Source organism: Nonomuraea sp. NPDC005650 (assembly GCF_040605375.1).
Lineage (GTDB): Bacteria > Actinomycetota > Actinomycetes > Streptosporangiales > Streptosporangiaceae > Nonomuraea.
The window spans coordinates 272,083-288,758 of record NZ_JBEXCR010000007.1; the positions used below are offsets into that span (position 1 = coordinate 272,083).

Annotated in this window: 19 protein-coding genes; 10 read left to right on the forward strand and 9 right to left on the reverse strand. The window is 72.0% G+C overall.

The genetic code is table 11. From position 1 onward, the window contains the following. Window positions 1-17 precede the first annotated feature (17 nt). Together ABZS69_RS14585 and ABZS69_RS14590 are read left to right on the forward strand one after the other, a co-directional pair. A complete protein-coding gene (locus ABZS69_RS14585; RefSeq protein WP_355371287.1) occupies window positions 18-605 on the forward strand; it encodes a helix-turn-helix domain-containing protein in 588 nt (195 codons plus the stop codon). 14 nt (window positions 606-619) lie between these two features. Further along, window positions 620-805, forward strand: a complete 186-nt coding sequence (locus ABZS69_RS14590) for a hypothetical protein (RefSeq protein WP_355371290.1) — start codon at window positions 620-622, stop codon at window positions 803-805. Here ABZS69_RS14590 and ABZS69_RS14595 read toward each other — a convergent pair. Beyond that, the gene (locus ABZS69_RS14595; protein ID WP_355371294.1) at window positions 799-1,197 is read right to left on the reverse strand and encodes an ester cyclase; all 399 of its coding nucleotides are present in this window, start codon (window positions 1,195-1,197) and stop codon (window positions 799-801) included. The genes ABZS69_RS14590 and ABZS69_RS14595 overlap by 7 nt on opposite strands. Window positions 1,198-1,284: 87 nt before the next feature. On the opposite strand from ABZS69_RS14595, the gene ABZS69_RS14600 reads away from it, so the two are divergent. Continuing rightward, window positions 1,285-1,824, forward strand: coding sequence for a helix-turn-helix domain-containing protein (locus ABZS69_RS14600; RefSeq protein ID WP_355371296.1), 540 nt, complete (start codon window positions 1,285-1,287; stop codon window positions 1,822-1,824). A gap of 23 nt (window positions 1,825-1,847) precedes the next feature. Here the strand turns inward: ABZS69_RS14600 and ABZS69_RS14605 are convergent, their stop codons facing one another. Continuing rightward, window positions 1,848-3,203 (reverse strand): dipeptidase, encoded by a 1,356-nt coding sequence (locus tag ABZS69_RS14605; protein WP_355371300.1) that lies wholly within the window; start codon window positions 3,201-3,203, stop codon window positions 1,848-1,850. 259 nt (window positions 3,204-3,462) lie between these two features. Here ABZS69_RS14605 and ABZS69_RS14610 point away from each other — a divergent pair, with 259 nt between their 5' ends. Both ABZS69_RS14610 and ald read left to right on the forward strand, forming a co-directional pair. After that, entirely contained in the window at window positions 3,463-4,845 is a 1,383-nt protein-coding gene (locus ABZS69_RS14610) for an aspartate aminotransferase family protein (protein ID WP_355371303.1), read from the forward strand. A gap of 67 nt (window positions 4,846-4,912) precedes the next feature. Then, the gene (ald, locus tag ABZS69_RS14615; protein WP_355371305.1) at window positions 4,913-6,022 is read left to right on the forward strand and encodes an alanine dehydrogenase; all 1,110 of its coding nucleotides are present in this window, start codon (window positions 4,913-4,915) and stop codon (window positions 6,020-6,022) included. A gap of 29 nt (window positions 6,023-6,051) precedes the next feature. Here ald and ABZS69_RS14620 read toward each other — a convergent pair whose 3' ends face one another. The 5 genes from ABZS69_RS14620 to ABZS69_RS14640 all read right to left on the reverse strand — a co-directional run bounded on the left by ABZS69_RS14620 (window position 6,052) and on the right by ABZS69_RS14640 (window position 9,987). Beyond that, window positions 6,052-7,437: a tetratricopeptide repeat protein gene (locus ABZS69_RS14620; protein WP_355371308.1), complete on the reverse strand. Its 1,386-nt coding sequence runs from the start codon at window positions 7,435-7,437 to the stop codon at window positions 6,052-6,054. 56 nt (window positions 7,438-7,493) lie between these two features. Continuing rightward, complete coding sequence (locus ABZS69_RS14625) at window positions 7,494-8,351, reverse strand: sulfite exporter TauE/SafE family protein (RefSeq protein ID WP_355371311.1); 858 nt, start codon at window positions 8,349-8,351, stop codon at window positions 7,494-7,496. A gap of 41 nt (window positions 8,352-8,392) precedes the next feature. After that, entirely contained in the window at window positions 8,393-8,593 is a 201-nt protein-coding gene (locus ABZS69_RS14630; protein ID WP_355371314.1) for a hypothetical protein, read from the reverse strand. Between the two features lie 91 nt (window positions 8,594-8,684). Beyond that, window positions 8,685-8,924, reverse strand: coding sequence for an SHOCT domain-containing protein (locus ABZS69_RS14635; protein WP_355371317.1), 240 nt, complete (start codon window positions 8,922-8,924; stop codon window positions 8,685-8,687). A 94-nt stretch (window positions 8,925-9,018) separates the two neighbouring features. Further along, complete coding sequence (locus ABZS69_RS14640; RefSeq protein WP_355371320.1) at window positions 9,019-9,987, reverse strand: Lrp/AsnC family transcriptional regulator; 969 nt, start codon at window positions 9,985-9,987, stop codon at window positions 9,019-9,021. An 86-nt stretch (window positions 9,988-10,073) separates the two neighbouring features. Between ABZS69_RS14640 and ABZS69_RS14645 the strand changes: the two genes are divergently transcribed. Continuing rightward, window positions 10,074-10,904 carry an NAD(P)H-binding protein gene (locus ABZS69_RS14645; protein WP_355371323.1) on the forward strand — a complete coding sequence of 277 codons (831 nt, stop codon included), beginning with the start codon at window positions 10,074-10,076 and terminating at the stop codon, window positions 10,902-10,904. Here ABZS69_RS14645 and ggt read toward each other — a convergent pair. Continuing rightward, entirely contained in the window at window positions 10,901-12,622 is a 1,722-nt protein-coding gene (gene ggt / locus ABZS69_RS14650) for a gamma-glutamyltransferase (RefSeq protein ID WP_355371326.1), read from the reverse strand. The two genes, ABZS69_RS14645 and ggt, sit on opposite strands and share 4 nt — an antisense overlap. Before the next feature lie 94 nt (window positions 12,623-12,716). On the opposite strand from ggt, the gene ABZS69_RS14655 reads away from it, so the two are divergent. Both ABZS69_RS14655 and ABZS69_RS14660 read left to right on the forward strand, forming a co-directional pair. Continuing rightward, entirely contained in the window at window positions 12,717-13,823 is a 1,107-nt protein-coding gene (locus ABZS69_RS14655; RefSeq protein WP_355371329.1) for a histidine kinase, read from the forward strand. Continuing rightward, complete coding sequence (locus ABZS69_RS14660) at window positions 13,820-14,467, forward strand: response regulator transcription factor (RefSeq protein ID WP_355371333.1); 648 nt, start codon at window positions 13,820-13,822, stop codon at window positions 14,465-14,467. Before ABZS69_RS14655 ends, ABZS69_RS14660 begins: the two co-directional genes overlap by 4 nt. Here ABZS69_RS14660 and ABZS69_RS14665 read toward each other — a convergent pair. Beyond that, a complete protein-coding gene (locus ABZS69_RS14665; protein WP_355371336.1) occupies window positions 14,448-15,896 on the reverse strand; it encodes an FAD-dependent monooxygenase in 1,449 nt (482 codons plus the stop codon). The genes ABZS69_RS14660 and ABZS69_RS14665 overlap by 20 nt on opposite strands. A gap of 51 nt (window positions 15,897-15,947) precedes the next feature. On the opposite strand from ABZS69_RS14665, the gene ABZS69_RS14670 reads away from it, so the two are divergent. Both ABZS69_RS14670 and ABZS69_RS14675 read left to right on the forward strand, forming a co-directional pair. Further along, window positions 15,948-16,151 carry a helix-turn-helix domain-containing protein gene (locus ABZS69_RS14670; RefSeq protein ID WP_355371338.1) on the forward strand — a complete coding sequence of 68 codons (204 nt, stop codon included), beginning with the start codon at window positions 15,948-15,950 and terminating at the stop codon, window positions 16,149-16,151. Window positions 16,152-16,160: 9 nt separating this feature from the next. Beyond that, window positions 16,161-16,616 carry a Clp protease N-terminal domain-containing protein gene (locus tag ABZS69_RS14675; RefSeq protein ID WP_355371341.1) on the forward strand — a complete coding sequence of 152 codons (456 nt, stop codon included), beginning with the start codon at window positions 16,161-16,163 and terminating at the stop codon, window positions 16,614-16,616. Window positions 16,617-16,676: the final 60 nt, after the last annotated feature.

Consider the following 16,676-nt stretch of genomic DNA (forward strand, 5'->3'; position numbering starts at 1 on the left):
GCTTCTATGGTGGTCCCATGGCCACCGGGAAGAGTCGTCGCATCAAGGACCTCGACACGCTCAAGGCCTTGGGGCATCCGCTGCGCATGAAGCTCTATCGCGCTCTCAAGGTGACGGGCACGGCGACCGCCTCCCAGCTCGCCGACCAGGTCGACGAGGCCGTCTCGCTGGTCAGCTACCACCTGCGCAAGCTGGCCGCGCACGGCCTCATCGAGGAGGCGGCGACGGGCGGCGGCGACGCGCGCGAGCGCTGGTGGCGGCCGGCCGACGCCATGATCAGCACCCGGGACGAGGACTTCCGTGACGCGCCGGAGCGCGCCGCCGTCCACGCCGCGGTGTCGCGCATGCATGCCCGCCAGCAGGGCGAGATGTACGAGAGCTATCTCGACACCCAGTCGGCCTGGCCCGGCGACTGGCGCAACGTGGCCTTCAGCTCCGAGTTCATGCTTTCGCTGACCCCCGAGGAGCTGCGCCGGTTGGGTGACGAGCTCAACGAGGTCATCGGGATGTGGCGGGCGCGCGGGCAGGCCGCCCGCGAGTCGGGCGACGTCGAAGGCCGCGAGAACGTGGCCGTGCACACGTACGGCTTCCCGTTCCGGACATGACCGAGGAGAGCGCGATGTATCCGGAGTTGTACCTGTACGTGGAGCGGGCGCGAGCCCGCGAGCTGCGAGCCGAAGCGCGACGGCAAGCCCGCGCGCGCCGAGCCCGCGGCGGTGTGGAAGTGCGGGTCCGCGCCCTGGAGACGCGCCTGGGCTGGGTGCTGGTGGAGACGGGCCTCCGGCTGGTGCACCGGTATCACTGATCCAGGCGGAGCTGATGGCCCATGGCCACGGAGTCCCTGATGGCCCAGTGTTCGACGATCCTGCCGTCCCTGACGCGGATCAGGTCCATGCCGCGCACCTCGTAGCGGCGCCCCGAGGCGGTGTGCGTGCCGCGGCTGAGGTAGACGTTGGTGGACAGGTCGTCCGTGGAGAGGTTCTGCTCCACTGTGACGGACATGTCGTGAAAACCCGTCCCGCCGGACAGGGCCTGCTCCCACTTCTCCCGCCACGCCGCCAGGCCGTGGTGGTCGCCGTGCGTGCCGCCCCGGTGGTCGATCACGTCGGGGTCGATGAGTGCCAGCCCGTCCTCGATCCGCCCGGCCCCGTAGAGCTCGACGATGCGCCGGTGCACTTCGCCGGCCGTAGCTGCCATGCCTGCCTCCTGAGCTAAGTGGGGAGCTCCCCGTTTAATCGGCGTGACTAGACTAGATGGGGAGTTCCCCACTTAGCAAGGAGAAGGATGGGATCGCGTCCTCGGCGGGCGGATGCGCAGCGCAACTACGACCTGCTGCTGGCCGCGGCCGCGCGGGTCTTCGCCGAACGCGGCACCGACGCGCCACTCGACGACGTGGCCCGCCGGGCCGGGGTCGGCAACGCCACCATGTACCGGCATTTCCCCACCCGTACGGACCTGCTGGTCGCCGTCTACGCGGACGAGGTCGCCCAGCTGTGCGCCGGCGGCCAGGCCCTGCTGGCCGCCGGGTCTCCGGCGGAGGCGCTCCACGAGTGGCTGCGGCTCTTCATGGACCACATCACCTCCAAGCGCGACCTGGCCCTGGCGGTCACCGACGACGGCAGCGCCACCGCGCTGGTGGCCGAGTGGCACGCGTCCATGCTCACCACGGCCTCGGCCCTGCTGGACGCGGCCAAGCGGGCCGGGGCCGTGCGGGCCGACCTCGACGTACGCGACCTGCTGACCCTGGTCAGAGGCATCGCGCTGGCCGCCGCGGACCGCAACCAGGCCGACCGCCTCCTGGCGCTGATCGACTGGTCACGGTGACCCGCTGAAGGCGGCCCGTTCGCTCAGACCCCGAGCGCGGAGGGGAGGCTGAGCTCGTGGAGGAACAGGGCCTCCGTCGTCGCCACCCGCCGTAGCTCCTCAAGGTCCAGCCGCTCGTTCGGCGCGTGGATGGCCGCGTCCTCGTCCTCCGCCCCGAAGAGCAGGATCTCCGCCGCGGGGAACTGCTTGAGCAGCGTGTTGACCAGGGGGATCGAGCCTCCGGCGCCCACGTCCCTGGGGCGGCGGCCGAAGGCGCGCTCCATGGCCCGGTTCAGGGCGGCGCGGGCCTTGCCGCCCGAGTCCGCCTGGAACCCCGAGCCCACCGTCAGGTCGGCGAACGACACCTCGACGCCCCACGGCGCCACCTTGCGCAGGAACTCGACCACCGCGTTCACCGTCGCCTTCGGGTCTCCCGCCGGGGGGACGCGGACGGTCACGCGGGCCCGCGCCACGGGCTGGACCGCGTTCACCGCGCCCGAGACGGTCGGCACGTCCAGGCCCGTCACCGTGATCGCGTACGACGCCCACAGCCGGTCGGCCAGCGAGCCCGAGCCCACCAGCGAGGCCCCGTCGAGGACGCCGGCGGTCTTCCTGAACTCCTCCTCCGACGGCCCCTGCCCCAGGAAGGTGCCGCGGGGCAGGCCGGGCACGCGGATGTCGCCGTTGTCGTCGTGCAGCGCGGTCAGCATGCGCATGAGGGCGGCCAGCGCGTCGGGGGCCGCGCCGCCGAAGGAGCCGCTGTGCACCGGCTCCCGCAGCGTGCGCGCCTCGATGGTGAACGCCGCCATGCCGCGCAGCGAGGTCGTGACCGCCGGGTCGCCGACCCGCGGGTTGCCGGTGTCGGCCACCACGATGGCGTCGGCCCGCAGCAGGTCGGGGTTGCGCTCGACGAACGCCTCCAGGCGCTCGCCCGCGTACTCCTCCTGGCCCTCGATGATGACCTTGATGCCCACGGGGAAGCGGCCCTGGAAGGCGCGCAGGGCGGTGATGTGGGAGATGATGCCGGACTTGTCGTCCGCGCAGCCCCGCCCGTAGAGCTTGCCGTCGATCAGGGTCGGCTCGAACGGCGGGGTGCGCCACGAGGCCGGGTCGCCCGCCGGCTGCACGTCGTAGTGCGCGTAGAGCAGGACCGTGGGCGCGCCGGGCGGCGCCGGGGCCTCGCCGAAGACGGCCGGGAAGCTGCCCTCGACCGGTACCTGCTGGACGCGCGGCAGGCCCACGGAGCGCAGCAGCTCCTCCGTCATCGCGGCGGCGGCGAAAACCGGCTCCTCCGGATGCCCCGGGAAGGCCACGGAGGGTATGGCGGCCAGCCGCCTGAGCTCCTCGACGGCTTGGGGCATCGCGGTGGCGACGGCGCTCTCAATCTGTTCAGGAGTCACGGAAGGTCCCCCGGGGGTCGTTATCAGAAGGTTCGGGCAGGTCTCAACATGTCGGTCTCATTGGATCACACAACGTTCCACGTGCGAGAACGCAAAGTCCCGCACGAGACCCGCGCGCCAATCTACATGCGGATTTCGTCGCCGTTACATAAGCGATCTGCGGATACCGATTTTCTTGCATAGTGCTGCGACCGATTCGCTTGGCAAATCCCCAGGTGAGCATGCAGACTGTGGGAAGTTGACACGAGGGAAGATAACCATGACGCAGCCGGAAAACGACGTCCTGAAGGCCGCGCAGGACAACCTGTGGTTGCACTTCACCAGGCACAGTGCCTATCAGCAGTCCGAGATCCCGACCATCGTGCGCGGTGAGGGGTCCTACGTCTACGACATCCACGGCAAGCGCTACCTCGACGGCCTGGCCGGACTCTTCGTGGTCCAGGTCGGCCACGGGCGCCAGGAGCTGGCCGAGGCCGCCGCCAAGCAGGCTCAGGAGCTGGCGTTCTTCCCACTGTGGTCCTACGCCCACCCGAAGGCCGCCGAACTGGCCGCCCGCCTGGCCTCGTACACGCCCGGCGAGCTCAACCGGGTCTTCTTCACCACCGGCGGCGGCGAGGCGGTCGAGACCGCCTGGAAGCTGGCCAAGCAGTACTACAAGCTGATCGGCAAGCCGCTCAAGCACAAGGTCATCAGCCGCCAGATCGCCTACCACGGCACCCCGCAGGGCGCGCTGTCGATCACCGGGATCCCCGCGTTCAAGCAGATGTTCGAGCCGCTGGTGCCGGGCTCGGTCCGGGTCCCCAACACCAACCACTACCGCGCCGACGAGATCACCGGCGTCAAGGGCATGTCGCCCGAGGAGTACGGCATCTGGGCGGCCGAGCGTGTGGCCCGCGCCATCGAGATGGAGGGCCCCGACACGGTCGCCGCCGTCTTCGCCGAGCCCGTGCAGAACGCCGGCGGCTGCTTCCCGCCCCCTCCCGGCTACTGGCAGCGCCTGCGCGAGATCTGCGACGAGTACGACGTGCTGCTCGTCTCCGACGAGGTCATCTGCGCCTTCGGCCGGCTCGGCACGATGTTCGGCGGCCAGAAGTTCGACTACGTGCCCGACATCATCACCTGCGCCAAGGGCATGACCAGCGGCTACTCGCCCATCGGCGCCATGATCGCGCACGAGCGGCTGTTCGAGCCGTTCAAGGGCGGCGACGCCATGTTCGCGCACGGTTACACCTTCGGCGGCCATCCCGTATCCTCTGCCGTAGCGCTGGCCAACCTCGACATCTTCGAGCGCGAGGACCTGCTCGGCCACGTCACCAGGAACGAGCCGCTGTTCAAGGAGACCCTTGACGGCCTGCGCGACCTGCCGATCGTCGGCGACGTGCGAGGCTCGGGCTACTTCTGGGGCATAGAGCTGGTCAAGGACAAAACAACCAAGGAGACCTTCACCGCAGACGAGTCCGAGCGGCTGCTGCGCGGTTTCCTGTCCAAGGCGTTGTTCGACGCGGGCCTGTACTGCCGCGCCGACGACCGCGGCGACCCCGTCATCCAACTGGCGCCCCCGCTGATCGCGGGGCCAGAGGAGTTCGCCGAGATCGGGTCGATACTCCGGGGCGTGCTCACCGAAGCGTGGACGCGTCTGTAGGACGGCCCAACAGAACCACCTCACAGTCCGGTACGACGGCGTGCCGGGTTCGCGAAAGGATCAACCCATGAAGATCGGCGTACCTGCCGAGGTCAAGAACCACGAATATCGCGTCGCCGCCACGCCTGCCGGAGTCCACGAGCTGGTGCGCCACGGGCACGACGTCCTGGTCCAGCGGGGCGCGGGCCTCGGCTCGCACATCCCGGACGAGGAATACCTCTCGGCGGGGGCGAAGATCCTCGACGGCGCCGACGCCGTGTGGAGCGAGTCGGAGATGGTGCTCAAGGTCAAGGAGCCCATCGCCGAGGAGTACCACCGGCTGCGTGAGGGCCTCGTGCTCTTCACCTACCTGCACCTGGCCGCCTCGCGTGCCTGCACGGACGCGCTGCTGGGCGCGAAGACGACCGGCATCGCGTACGAGACCGTCCAGGTCGGCAACGCGCTGCCGCTGCTCGCCCCGATGTCCGAGGTCGCGGGCCGCCTCGCGCCGCAGGTTGGCGCCTACAACCTGATGCGCTTCAACGGCGGGCGCGGTGTCCTGCCGGGCGGCGTGCCCGGCGTGGCCCCGGCCAGGGTGGTCGTGATCGGCGGCGGGGTCTCCGGCCTCAACGCCGCGCAGATCGCCGTGGGCATGGGCGCCGACGTCACCGTGCTCGACACGAACATCGACCGCCTGCGCTTCATCGACGCCATCTACCAGGGCCGGCTCAAGACGCTGGTCTCGACGTCGTACGCGATCGAGCAGGAGGTCCTGCAGGCCGACCTGGTCATCGGCGCGGTGCTGATCCCCGGCGCCAAGGCCCCGACGCTGGTCTCCAACGACCTGGTCTCGCGCATGAAGCCGGGCTCCGTGCTCGTCGACATCGCCATCGACCAGGGCGGCTGCTTCGAGGACTCGCGCCCGACCACGCACGCCGAGCCGACGTACAAGGTGCACGAGTCGGTCTTCTACTGCGTGGCCAACATGCCGGGCTCCGTGGCCAACACCTCCACGTACGCCCTGACGAACGCGACCCTCCCGTACGCGGTCAAGCTGGCCAACCTCGGCTGGCGCGAGGCGCTCAGGACCGACGCCGGGCTCGCGGGCGGCCTCAACACGCACGAGGGCCTGCTCACCAACGGGCCGGTGGCCGAGGCGCTCGGCCTGCCGTTCACCCCGGTGGCGGAACTGGTGTGACGACGGTGAAGCGCCTGGGCACGCGCTGATCAGCGTACGCCCAGGCGCTTTCGCAGGTCGCGGGCCGTGGCCAGGACATACTCGATCTCGCCGGGGCTCGGCCACGGCGCGGTGCCGGGGCGCAGCAGCGTGCCGCGCACCGACGCCAGGTGCTCGACCGCGCTCGGGTGCAGCCCGCTCCGGGCCACCAGCCACCCGATCACGTCGGAGTGGTCGTGCAGCGGCCGGGTCACCAGATCCCACGTGCCGAGCACCTCGGTGAGGTCGCCCACGTCCAGCGCGGCTTCGCCCCTGCGCTCGGTGGCGGCCGCGGCCAGCTCGGCCCTGGCGGCCAGCTCCGGCTCGGCGTGCCGCACCCACGTGGCCGGCGGCGGATCGGACAGCCACTCCTGGGCCTCGTTCAGTTCCCCGGCCACCGACAGCAGCCCGCCCAGCTCGACGGCGGCCCCGCGGTGCCCGGCCCGCGCCGCCTGCCGGAACCAGTGCTGCCCGCCCGCCAGGTCGCCGAACTCGGCGATCAGCAGCAGGCCGTAGTTGAAGGCCGCCTCGGCGTCCCCGCCGGCCGCCGCCCGGCCGAACCAGTGGCTGGCCGCCGCGCAGTCTCTCAGCTCCACGCAGACGAACCCGGCCATCCGCTGGTCGTACCCGCGCCCGGCGCCGGCGGCCTGCTCGAACCAGCCGCGGGCGGTCCGCAGGTCGCCCCTGGACAGCGCGATCTCGCCGAGCTGGGAGGCCGCGCCAGGGTGCTCGCACTTGGCGGCCAGCCGGTAGTACGCCTCCGCGCCCTCCGGGTCGCGGCTGGCGTGCAGGTAGAGGCCCATGCAGTACGCCGAGTCCGGGTGGCCGCCCCTGGCCGCGTACTCCCACCAGCGCACGGTCTCCTCGTCGTCGCCCGTCGCATAGGCCAGGAAGCCCAGGTCGTGCGCCGAGGCCATGTCGCCGTCGGCCGCAGCCGAGCGGTGCCAGTCGCGCGCCGCCGCCAGCTCGCCCGCGTCCTCGCACATCAGCGCCAGCTTGCGGGCCGCCCCGCTGGAGCCGCGGTGGGCCGCCACCTCGAACCAGCGCCTGGCCCGCTCGGGGTCTCCGCGCTGCTCCAGCAGGAGCGTCGCCAGGTTGCTGGCGGCCTCGGCGTCGCCGGCGCCGGCCGCGAGCTCGTACCAGGTGACGGCGTCCACCAGGCTGCCGTGTTTCTCGTGCCAGATGCCCAGGTTGTACGCGCTGTCCAGGTTGCCGGCGGTGGCCGCCTGCTCCCACCAGTGCTTGGCGGCCGCGCGGTCGCCGTGCTGGGCGTAGAGCTTGCCGAGCCGGTGCGCGGCCTGCGCGTCGCCCGCCCGCGCGGCGGCCAGCAGCTCGAGCTCGTCTCCCACGCGCGGCGCCGGTACGGACGGCGCCGCGACCTCTCCTTGCCAGGCCATGGCGACCAGGGTGACATGTGATCGCGCGATCGCGAACGGTAATCGCCGACATGGCGCTACAGGAAGTCGATGAAGCCCGTGTACATGCCCATCCCGCACACGTACCGCAGCGGGCCCTTCGGCTGCGGCGGCAGGCGTACGGTGGCCGGCAGCGCGACGTCGCGCCCGCCGATCGTGACCGTGCCGGTGCACCCCCGGTCGACCAGCTTGAACACCACCTCGACCGGCGCGCCCGCGCGTGCCGCCACGACGGCCGGCCGGTAGCCCTCGCGGGTCGCCCAGACGGTCACGGTCTGCTCGCCGGCGGCCGGTGCGGCAGGCGGGGGCGTGGACGCGGCGGGCGGGGTGCCGCCGATCCAGCCGCCCAGGTTGAGCCCGGCGCCGACGGTCCATAACCCGGCGACGACGGCCACGACTCCGGCCAGCCGGGCCAGCCGGGTGCGGGAGACGCGCCGCAGCACGTACCCGAGCAGCGCGAACGCCGGAGCGGTGCCGAGCACGAACCCCGCCATCACCGCCGCCCCCTCCATCGGGGAGCCGCCGGAGATCGCGATCATCTCCATGCCGAGGGTCACGCCGCAGGGCACCAGGATGGTGGCCGCGCCCAGCAGCGGCGCCTTGTACCGCGAAGGGGCCTCGGCCGCGGGCTCCGCCGCGCAGTGGCCGCGCCGCATGAGCCGGACCGCGAAGACGATCACCGTGAGGCCGGCCGTGACGAGCAGCACCGCGCGTGCCGCGGGCGGGAGGCTGACGGCCGCGCCGAGCAGCCCGAGCAGCGCTCCGGCCGCGGTGTACGAGGCCAGCCGCCCCGCCAGGAACCAGCCGACCAGCGCGGGATCGCGCCCGTGGCAGTGATCGACCAGACCCATGAGCAGCCCGCCCTGCGCCGCGGTGCACGAAGCCGTTCCCGCCACCAGCCCGGCGGCGACTCCGCCGGCGAACAGGGTGGCGGCGCTCAGTGGACGAGCGCCAGACTGTCCAGGGCCCCGCTCTTGGCGGCCTGGACGATCGAGCCGAACTGGTCGAGGCTCATCTCCACGCGCTGCCCGAAGTCGTCGGTGATGACCACCTGGCGCTCGACGGGCGCCGTCTCGTCCACGAACAGCTCGGGGCAGCCGCAGTCACACTGGCCGCAGAACTTGGCGACGGATCGCATACCTGTCCCCGCTCTCTATGTATCCGGTATACGAAACGTAACGCCGGTCCCTGAATGCGGCCAGTGACAGTTGTTGCACCCTTAGTGAGGTTTAGGACGCCCAGCCCTTGAGAACGGACACCTTTTCGAAGTATTCGTCCTCGCTCATTTCTCCGCGGGCGTACCGCTCGGCGAGGATCCGCTCCGCGGCGTCGGTGGGCGACGCGGCGGCGGCGACGGGCGCGTGGCGCGGCCCCCACCAGCCCTTGCGCCGGGCCGTGATGGCCATCGCGACGAGGGCGACCCAGAACAGGCCCCAGAAGAACGGGAAGATCGGCCAGAAGCTGTGCATGTCTCCTCCTTGATGACGTGCCTCCAGCGTGCCGGTCGGCGGGGCGCGCCGAATCGCACGTCAGGCCCTGTTCCGGGTCAGCCCGGGGGAGTGTTCACGCGGGTCGCCCGTACGCCTGTGGGGGTAGCGCGCCGGTGCGTTTCATCGTCCGGAGGACGGGGGCGGTCTCCAGCGTCTGGACGGCGTCCAGGGCGCTCACGCGTTCGGTGAGGTAGCGGTACAGGTCGGCGTTGTCGCGGCAGACGGCGGTGGCGAGGAGGTTGGTCGGGCCGGTGGTGACGGCGGCGAAGGAGATCTCGGGGTGGCCCACGAGGGTCGTGGCCACGTGGACCAGTTCGGAGGGGCGTACGGTCATCCACAGCCTGGCCTCGGCGCGGTAGCCGAGCAGCCTGGGGGAGTAGTCGAGCTGGATGATGAGCGCGCCGGACTCCCGCAGCCGGTGGAGCCGGCGCTTGGCCGTGGCCTCCGACCAGCCGGTGGCCCTGGCCAGCTCCGTGTACCCGGCCCGGCCGTCCCTGGCCAGCACGTCGACGAGGCGGTGGTCCTCCTCCTGCAGGACGATGCCGTCCGGCCCGGTGGGCGGCTCGGGGCGCAGCCGATCGGCCTGCTCCCCGGTCAGCCAGGCCAGCCTCTGCCAGCCGTCGGGCAGGGTGAAGCCGTGCAGGAGCGAATGCGCGGTCATGCCCAGGACGCGGCTGGTCCTGGGCAGCTTCTCCAGCAGGACGGCGTCGGGCGACTGGGTGAAGCACGAGATCTCGGTGCCGCCGGACAGCAGGTGCACCCAGTACGTGTCGGGCCGCCTGGCCAGGGCCTCGGCGATGGCGGTGCCCGCGTCGGGCGTGCAGCGTACGCGGATCGTCCAGGGTGTGCAGCCGAGGAACGCGCCGTCGAGGCCGCCCACCACCCTGATCACGCCCGCCGCCGTGAGCCTGCGGTAGCGGCGGGCGACAGTCTGCTCGGAGACCCCGAGCACGTCGGCGATCCTGGCGAAGGGGGCGCGGCCGTCGAGCTGGAGCGCGTGCACCAGACCGCGGTCCACACCGTGGAGTTCGGCGGATTCCATCTGATCAGCGTAGTTAGGTGGAGGAAAACCGCCGATATATCGCGGGAAATTGGGGCTGCTTCGGGTCGCGGGCCAGCCTTGGACCCATGATTCTCGTGACAGGAGCCACCGGAAACGTCGGCCGCCAGGTCGTCCACCAGCTCGTCGAGGCGGGCCACCCCGTGCGCGCCATGACCCGTGACCCCACCTGGGCGGCCCTGCCGGAGGCCGTCGAGGTGATCAAGGGCGACCACGAAACCATCGACCGGTGCCTGGACGGCGTCGAGTCGGTCTTCCTCGTCTGGCCCTTCCACACCGCGGACCTCGCCCCCGCCGTGGTCGGCGCGATCAGGCGGCACGCCCGCCGCGTCGTCCTGCTCTCCTCAGGGGCGGTACGCGACCAGCCCGATTCCGCCGTCGGCCGCTCGCACAACGAGCTCGAACAGCGGGTCGAGCAGTCGGGCCTGGCCTGGACCATGCTCTGGCCCAGCACGTTCGCCGCGAACGCGCTCTGGTGGCGCGACCAGATCCGCTCGGGGGACGTGGTGCGCGGCGCGTTCGGCGCGCTGCGGATGGCGATGCTGCACGAGCGCGACATCGCCGCCGTGGCCGTACGGGCGCTGACCTCGGACGGCCACGACGGGGCCCGCCACGCGCTGACCGGGCCGCGGGCGCTGACCCAGGTCGAGCAGGTGCGGATCCTCGGCGACGCGCTCGGGCGCCCGCTGCGCTGGCAGGAGCTCTCCAGGGACGAGGAGCGGCGGCGGCTGCTGGCCGACGACTCCTTCCCCGACTCGTTCGTGGACGCGCTGCTCGACGGCTACGCCCAGCTGCTCGACGGCCCGCCACCTGTCCTGACGAACACGGTCGAGGAGGTGACGGGCCGGCCCGCGCGGTCCTTCGCCGAGTGGGCGAAGGACCACGCGGGCGACTTCTAGGGCGCCACCACCAGCGCGCTGCCGCCGCCGCGGCGCGCGGGCTCGGCGACGGCCTGGACTCGGCCCCTGCCGACGAACTCCAGCGCCGTCGCCGCCCCGATCTCCGGGTTGAGCGCGAAGCTGTGCCCCTTGGCCTCCAGCTCGGTCCGGTACTTGTCCAGGAACGCCTGCTCGGCCTGCGTCTGCGCGGTGTTGCGCTGCGTGGCGCGCGGCGCGGCGACCGCGTCGGGCAGGCTCATCCCGAACTCGTACCGGTTGACCAGGATCTGCAGCACGGTCGTGATGATGGTCGAGCCGCCCGGCGATCCGACCGCCAGCACCGGCTTACCGTGCTCGAACACCAGCGTCGGCGACATCGACGAGCGGGGACGCTTGCCGGGGCCGGGCAGGTTCGGGTCACCGGGCGCCGGGCCGAACGTGAAGTCGGTCAGCTCGTTGTTGAGCAGCACGCCGCGTCCCGGGACCACGATGCCGTTGCCGCCGGTGGACTCGATGGTCAGGTTGTAGGCGATCACGTTGCCCCAGCGGTCGGCGATGACGAGATGGGTGGTCTCGGGGCCTTCGTCCGCGATCGGGGTGGCGGTGCCGGTGGGCTGGGCGCAGGGCTCGTACGAGCCGTCCGGGTTGCCGGGCGCCGCCGGGTGGGCCGTCGCCCGGTCGCCGATCAGGCAGGCCCGCTCCTTGGCGAAGCCGTCGGACAGCAGCTCCTTGAGCGGCACGCCGGGAATGTCGCCGACGTACTTGCCGCGGTCGGCGAAGGCCAGCCTCGACGCCTCCAGGTATTCGTGCAGGCCCACCTGCGGCAGGGACTCAAGGATGTTGAGCGCCTCGCCGACCGTCGAGCCGCCGGAGGACGGGGGCGCCATGCCGTACACGTCCTTGCCCTTGTAGGAGATCTTGGTGGGCTCGCGGAGGAGCGCGCGGTAGGCCCGCAGGTCGGACAGCTCCATCAGGCCCGGCCGGACGTTGCGGGTGCTGCCGGGGGTGACCGGCGGCTGCTTGACGGTGGCCACGACCTCCTTGCCGAGTTGCCCGCCGTACAGCCAGCCGGGGCCGCGCCTGCCGAGCTCGCGGTACGTGGCCGCCAGCTCGGGGTTCCTGAACACCGAGCCGACGGGCGGCGGGGCGCCGTTCGGGAGGTAGAGCTTGGCCGTGGAGGTGATGTCCTTGAACCGGGCCGCGTTGTCGGCGGTCTGCTGGTAGAAGGTCTGGTCGACGACGAAGCCCTTGGAGGCCACGTCGATGGCGGGCTGGAGGGCCTCTTTGAGGGAGATCGTGCCGAATTTGCGGAGAGCCAGGTCCCAGTTCGCGACCGTGCCGGGAATGCCCGCCGACAGGCCGCTGGTGACGCCCTCCTCGAACGGGATGCCCTCTAACGAGGTCGAGGTCATGGTCTGCGGGGCGGTCTCACGGCCGTCGATGCTGAAGACCTTGCGCTGCCTGGCGTCGTAATACACCATGAAGCCGCCGCCGGCCAGGCCCGCGGAGTACGGCTCCGTGACGCCCAGCACCGCGCCCGCGGCGACGGCGGCGTCGACGGCGTTGCCTCCTCTCCTGAGCACGGCGATGGCGGCCTTGCTGGCGTCGAGGTCGACGGTGGCGACGGCGCCGCCGTACCCCTCCGCGACCGGGACTTTCTGCTGTGGCCCGGCCAGCGCGGGAGGCGCTGACGCGAGCGTGATGAGGACTGCTGCTGCGGGGACGATCACTCGGCGCATGGTCCTTACGATGGCCCACGTACGCCCGTCGCGGTAGGGCCCCCTCACACGCTGGGATGATGCGCAGGTCAGAGCACTGATCTAGCGTAGGGGTGTGCGCCGGAAGTTCGGATTCGACCCCTATCTCGCCCTCATCGTGGCGGCTGCCCAGTTCGTCATCGCCAAGGGCGCCTCCTGGGGGCAGCAGGCGTTCAGGCAGGCGCTCGATCCGTACGCGTACGGGCTGCTGCTGGTCGGGCCGCTGGCGATCCTGCTGCACCGCCGCTTCCCGCTGCTCACGACCGCCGCCGCGCTCGGCGCGTGCGACCTCTTCCTGGCCGGCGGCTACGCCTACGGGCCCAGCTTCATCAGCCCGGCGGTGCTGCTGGTCCTGCTGGTCACGCGGGGCAAGAGGGCGATGGCCTGGTTCATGGCGGGGATGACGGTGCTGTCGTTCATCACCTACGCCTGGCTGATCGGCAACCGCGACCTCTTCCACAGCGTGTGGATCCTGACGTCCATCATGCTGCTCATGGTCGTGGCCGAGCTGGTCAGGATCGTCAGGGAGCGCCGGGCCGAGCGGGAGCGCGTCGCCGAGGAGGAGGCCAGGCGGCAGGCCAGCGAGGAGCGGCTGACCATGGCGCAGGAGCTGCACGACGTGCTCGCGCACAACATCTCGCTCATCCACGTGCAGGCGTCCACCGCGCTGCACCTCATCGACGACAACCCCGACCACGCCAAGACCGCTCTGGCCACCATCAAGACGGCGTCCAAGGAGGTTCTGGGCGAGATGCGCTCGGTCCTGAACGTCCTGCGCGAAGGGGCGCCCCGTTCCCCCACGGCCGGGCTCGACCGCCTCGACGACCTGGTCGAACGCTCGGGCATGGACGTGACGCTCAAGCGCGTCGGCTCGCGGCCGTTGCCGCCGCAGGTGGAGCGGGCCGCGTACCGGATCGTGCAGGAGTCGCTCACCAACGCTGCCAGGCACGCGCCCGGCTCGTCGGTGAGCGTGCGCCTGGAGTACGGCGAGCACGAGCTGGCCATCCACGTCGCGGACACCGGCGCGACGACCGCCCCCGTGCTGTCCGAGGCGGGCAGCGGCAACGGCATCCCCGGCATGCGCGAGCGGGCCTCCGCGCTGGGCGGCACGCTGGTCGCCGGGCCGTCCGGCACGGGGTTCCAGGTCGAGGCCCGGCTGCCAATACCCGAGGAGACCTCATGATCAAGGTGCTGCTGGCCGACGACCAGGCCCTGGTCCGGGCCGGCTTCAAAGCGCTGCTCGACGCCCAGCCGGACATGACCGTGGTGGCCGAGGCCGCCGACGGCGCCGAGGCGGTCCGGCTGGCGGGCGAGCACCAGCCGGACGTGGTGCTGATGGACATCCGCATGCCCGGCACCGACGGCCTGACCGCGACCCGGCAGATGCCGCAGGGGCCGCACATCATCATCCTGACGACGTTCGAGCTCGACGAGTACGTCTTCGAGGCGCTGCGCGGCGGGGCCAGCGGCTTCCTGGTCAAGGACACCGAGCCGGCGGAGCTGATCCAGGCCGTCCGGGTGGTGGCGGCGGGGGAGGCGCTGCTGTCGCCGAGCGTGACGCGCCGCCTGATCGCCGAGTACGCCTCCCGGGCCAAGGAGCCGATCGCCGCCGACGGGCTCGACCAGCTCACCGAGCGCGAACGCGAGGTGCTCGCCCTGGTCGGGACCGGCATGACGAACGACGAGATCGCGGCCAAGCTGTTCATGTCACCGGCGACGGCCAAGACGCACGTGAGCCGGGCCATGATGAAGCTGCACGCCCGCGACCGCGCCCAGCTCGTGGTGATCGCCTACGAATCCGGCCTGGTCAAACCGGGTTGGCTGTAATTCCGGACAACTGCCGGGCCGCTTCTGCGAGCCCGTCGGTGCCCGCCCAGGCGACGTAGCCGTCGGGGCGGATCAGCAGGGCGTCGGCGGGCGGGTCGTCGGCGCGGGCCCTGACCACGTCGATCCAGCCGTCGTCGAGCGTCGCGCCGCCGCCGAGGTCGAGCAGCACGGGCCTGCCCGCGCGCATCAGCTCGGCCACCCGCCGCCCGCCGGCCAGTGCCAGGTCCGGGACGAACCGCCCCACCAGCGGATGCCCTCCGGAGCCGTACCGGACGCCGGAGTCGTGCATCAGCCCGGCCACGTGACGCAGCGGCTCCTCGAAGGCGAGCACCTCGGTGAGCAGCTCCCGCAGCGCCGCCCCGTCCTCGCCCTCCAGCCGGTCGAGCGCCGCCTGCGCCCGCGTCTGCATGAGGGCGCGCTCGGCGACGGGCCGTCTCTCGGACTCGTACGTGTCCAGGAGCCCCTCGCCGGCCCGCCCCCGGAGCACGGCGGCCAGCTTCCAGCCGAGGTTGGCCGCGTCCGTCATGCCGACGTTGAGCGCCGAGCCGCCCGCGGGGAACAGATGCGCGGCGTCCCCGGCCAGGAACACCCTCCCCGCCCGGTACCGCTCGGCCAGCCTCGCCTGCGCGACCGTGCCGGACAGCCAGATCGGCGCGCCCAACGGCAGGTCGCGGCCCAGCACGCGGCGCACCGCCGCCCGGAAGTCCTCCGGCGTCACGGGACCGTCGCCGGGAGCCCCCTTCTCCCGCACGCCGGCGATCAGCACGCCGTCCTGGAGTGAAGTGAGCAGCAGGCGGCCGTTCGGGGTCCGGTTCCAGCCCGGTGCCAGGCCGTCCATCTCCAGCGCCTCGAAGACGCCGGTGTCCGCGCCGGTCGCGAAGTGCCCGAGCCGCAGCACCTCGTCGTCGGTCGTGCCGGGGAAGCCGATCCCGGCCTCCCCGCGCACGCCGCTGCGCCCGCCGTCGCAGCCCACCACGTAGCGGGCCCGCATCCGCGTCCGGGCGCCGTGACCGTCCGCCAGCTCCAGCGTCACCCCTTCCTCGTCCTGGGCGAACGAGCGCACCTCGCGGCCCCGCCTGACCTCGGCTCCGAGCTCCTCGGCGCGCTCGGTGAGCAGTCGCTCCAGCCGTGGCTGCTGGATCATCAGCAGGCGTAACGGCAGGTCGGTCAGCCCCGCGAACCGCAGCGGCACCGAGCCGAACGGGAACCCGGGCGGGCGCCCCGAGAACGGGCTGCCCGCGCTGAAGCGCTCCAGCAGGCCGCGGTGGTCGAGCAGGTCGACGATCTGCCCGCCCAGGCCGTTGGCCCTGGGCAGCTCGCTCGGCTCCGGTCTCTTCTCCAGCACGATCGGGCGGGCCCCGGCCAGGGCCAGCTCGCACGCGAGCATGAGCCCCACGGGCCCCGCCCCCACGATCAGCACATCTTCCATGGCCGTCAGGCTAGATTGACAAATCGGCGGTTGTCAATCTAGCCTGACAGGGTGGACGTAACAGAGCTCTCCGAACGGATCAGGTCGAACGACCCGGCCCTGGGCCTGCGGGCGGTGGGCGCGCTCCACCGGCTGGCCGAGCAGGTCGAGGCGATGTCGGTGGCGCTGGCCAGGGAGCAGGGCTGGACCTGGGAGCAGATCGGCGACGCGCTCGGCATGTCACGGCAGTCGGTGCACGCCAAATACGGAAAGTGAGGGTTCGCGATGTTCGGCTTTGAGAAGAGCCGGTTCGGCGTGATCGTCAAGGCCGCGTTCGACGAGGCCAGGCAGCGGGGCGACCGGCGGCTGGGCACCGAGCACCTGCTGCTCGGCGTCCTGCACGACGCGGACCTCGCCCGCGCCGTCGGCGTGGACGTGGCGGGCGCGCGGGCCGCGCTCGACGAGCTCGACCGGGCGGCGCTGCGCATGCTCGGCCTGGAGGTCGGGGACCTGCCGCGGTCGCCGCGCAAGCACCCGCAGGTGCCCGGCACCGCGCTCACCTCGAGCGCCCGCGCCACCATCAACCAGGCCATCAAGGCCACGACCCTGAAGACCAGGGCGGCCGAGGCGCCCCGGCAACTGGTGTTCGCCCTGCTGGCGCAGGGGCGGCCCGACCCGGTCGCGGGGCTGATCGACCACCTCGGCATCGACCGCGTGGCGGTACGCGGACGCTGCGCGTAGCGCGGCCCGGCGTTGCACGCCGTATGGCGAAATTTGGTTGAACGTCCGGCGGGGCCGCTG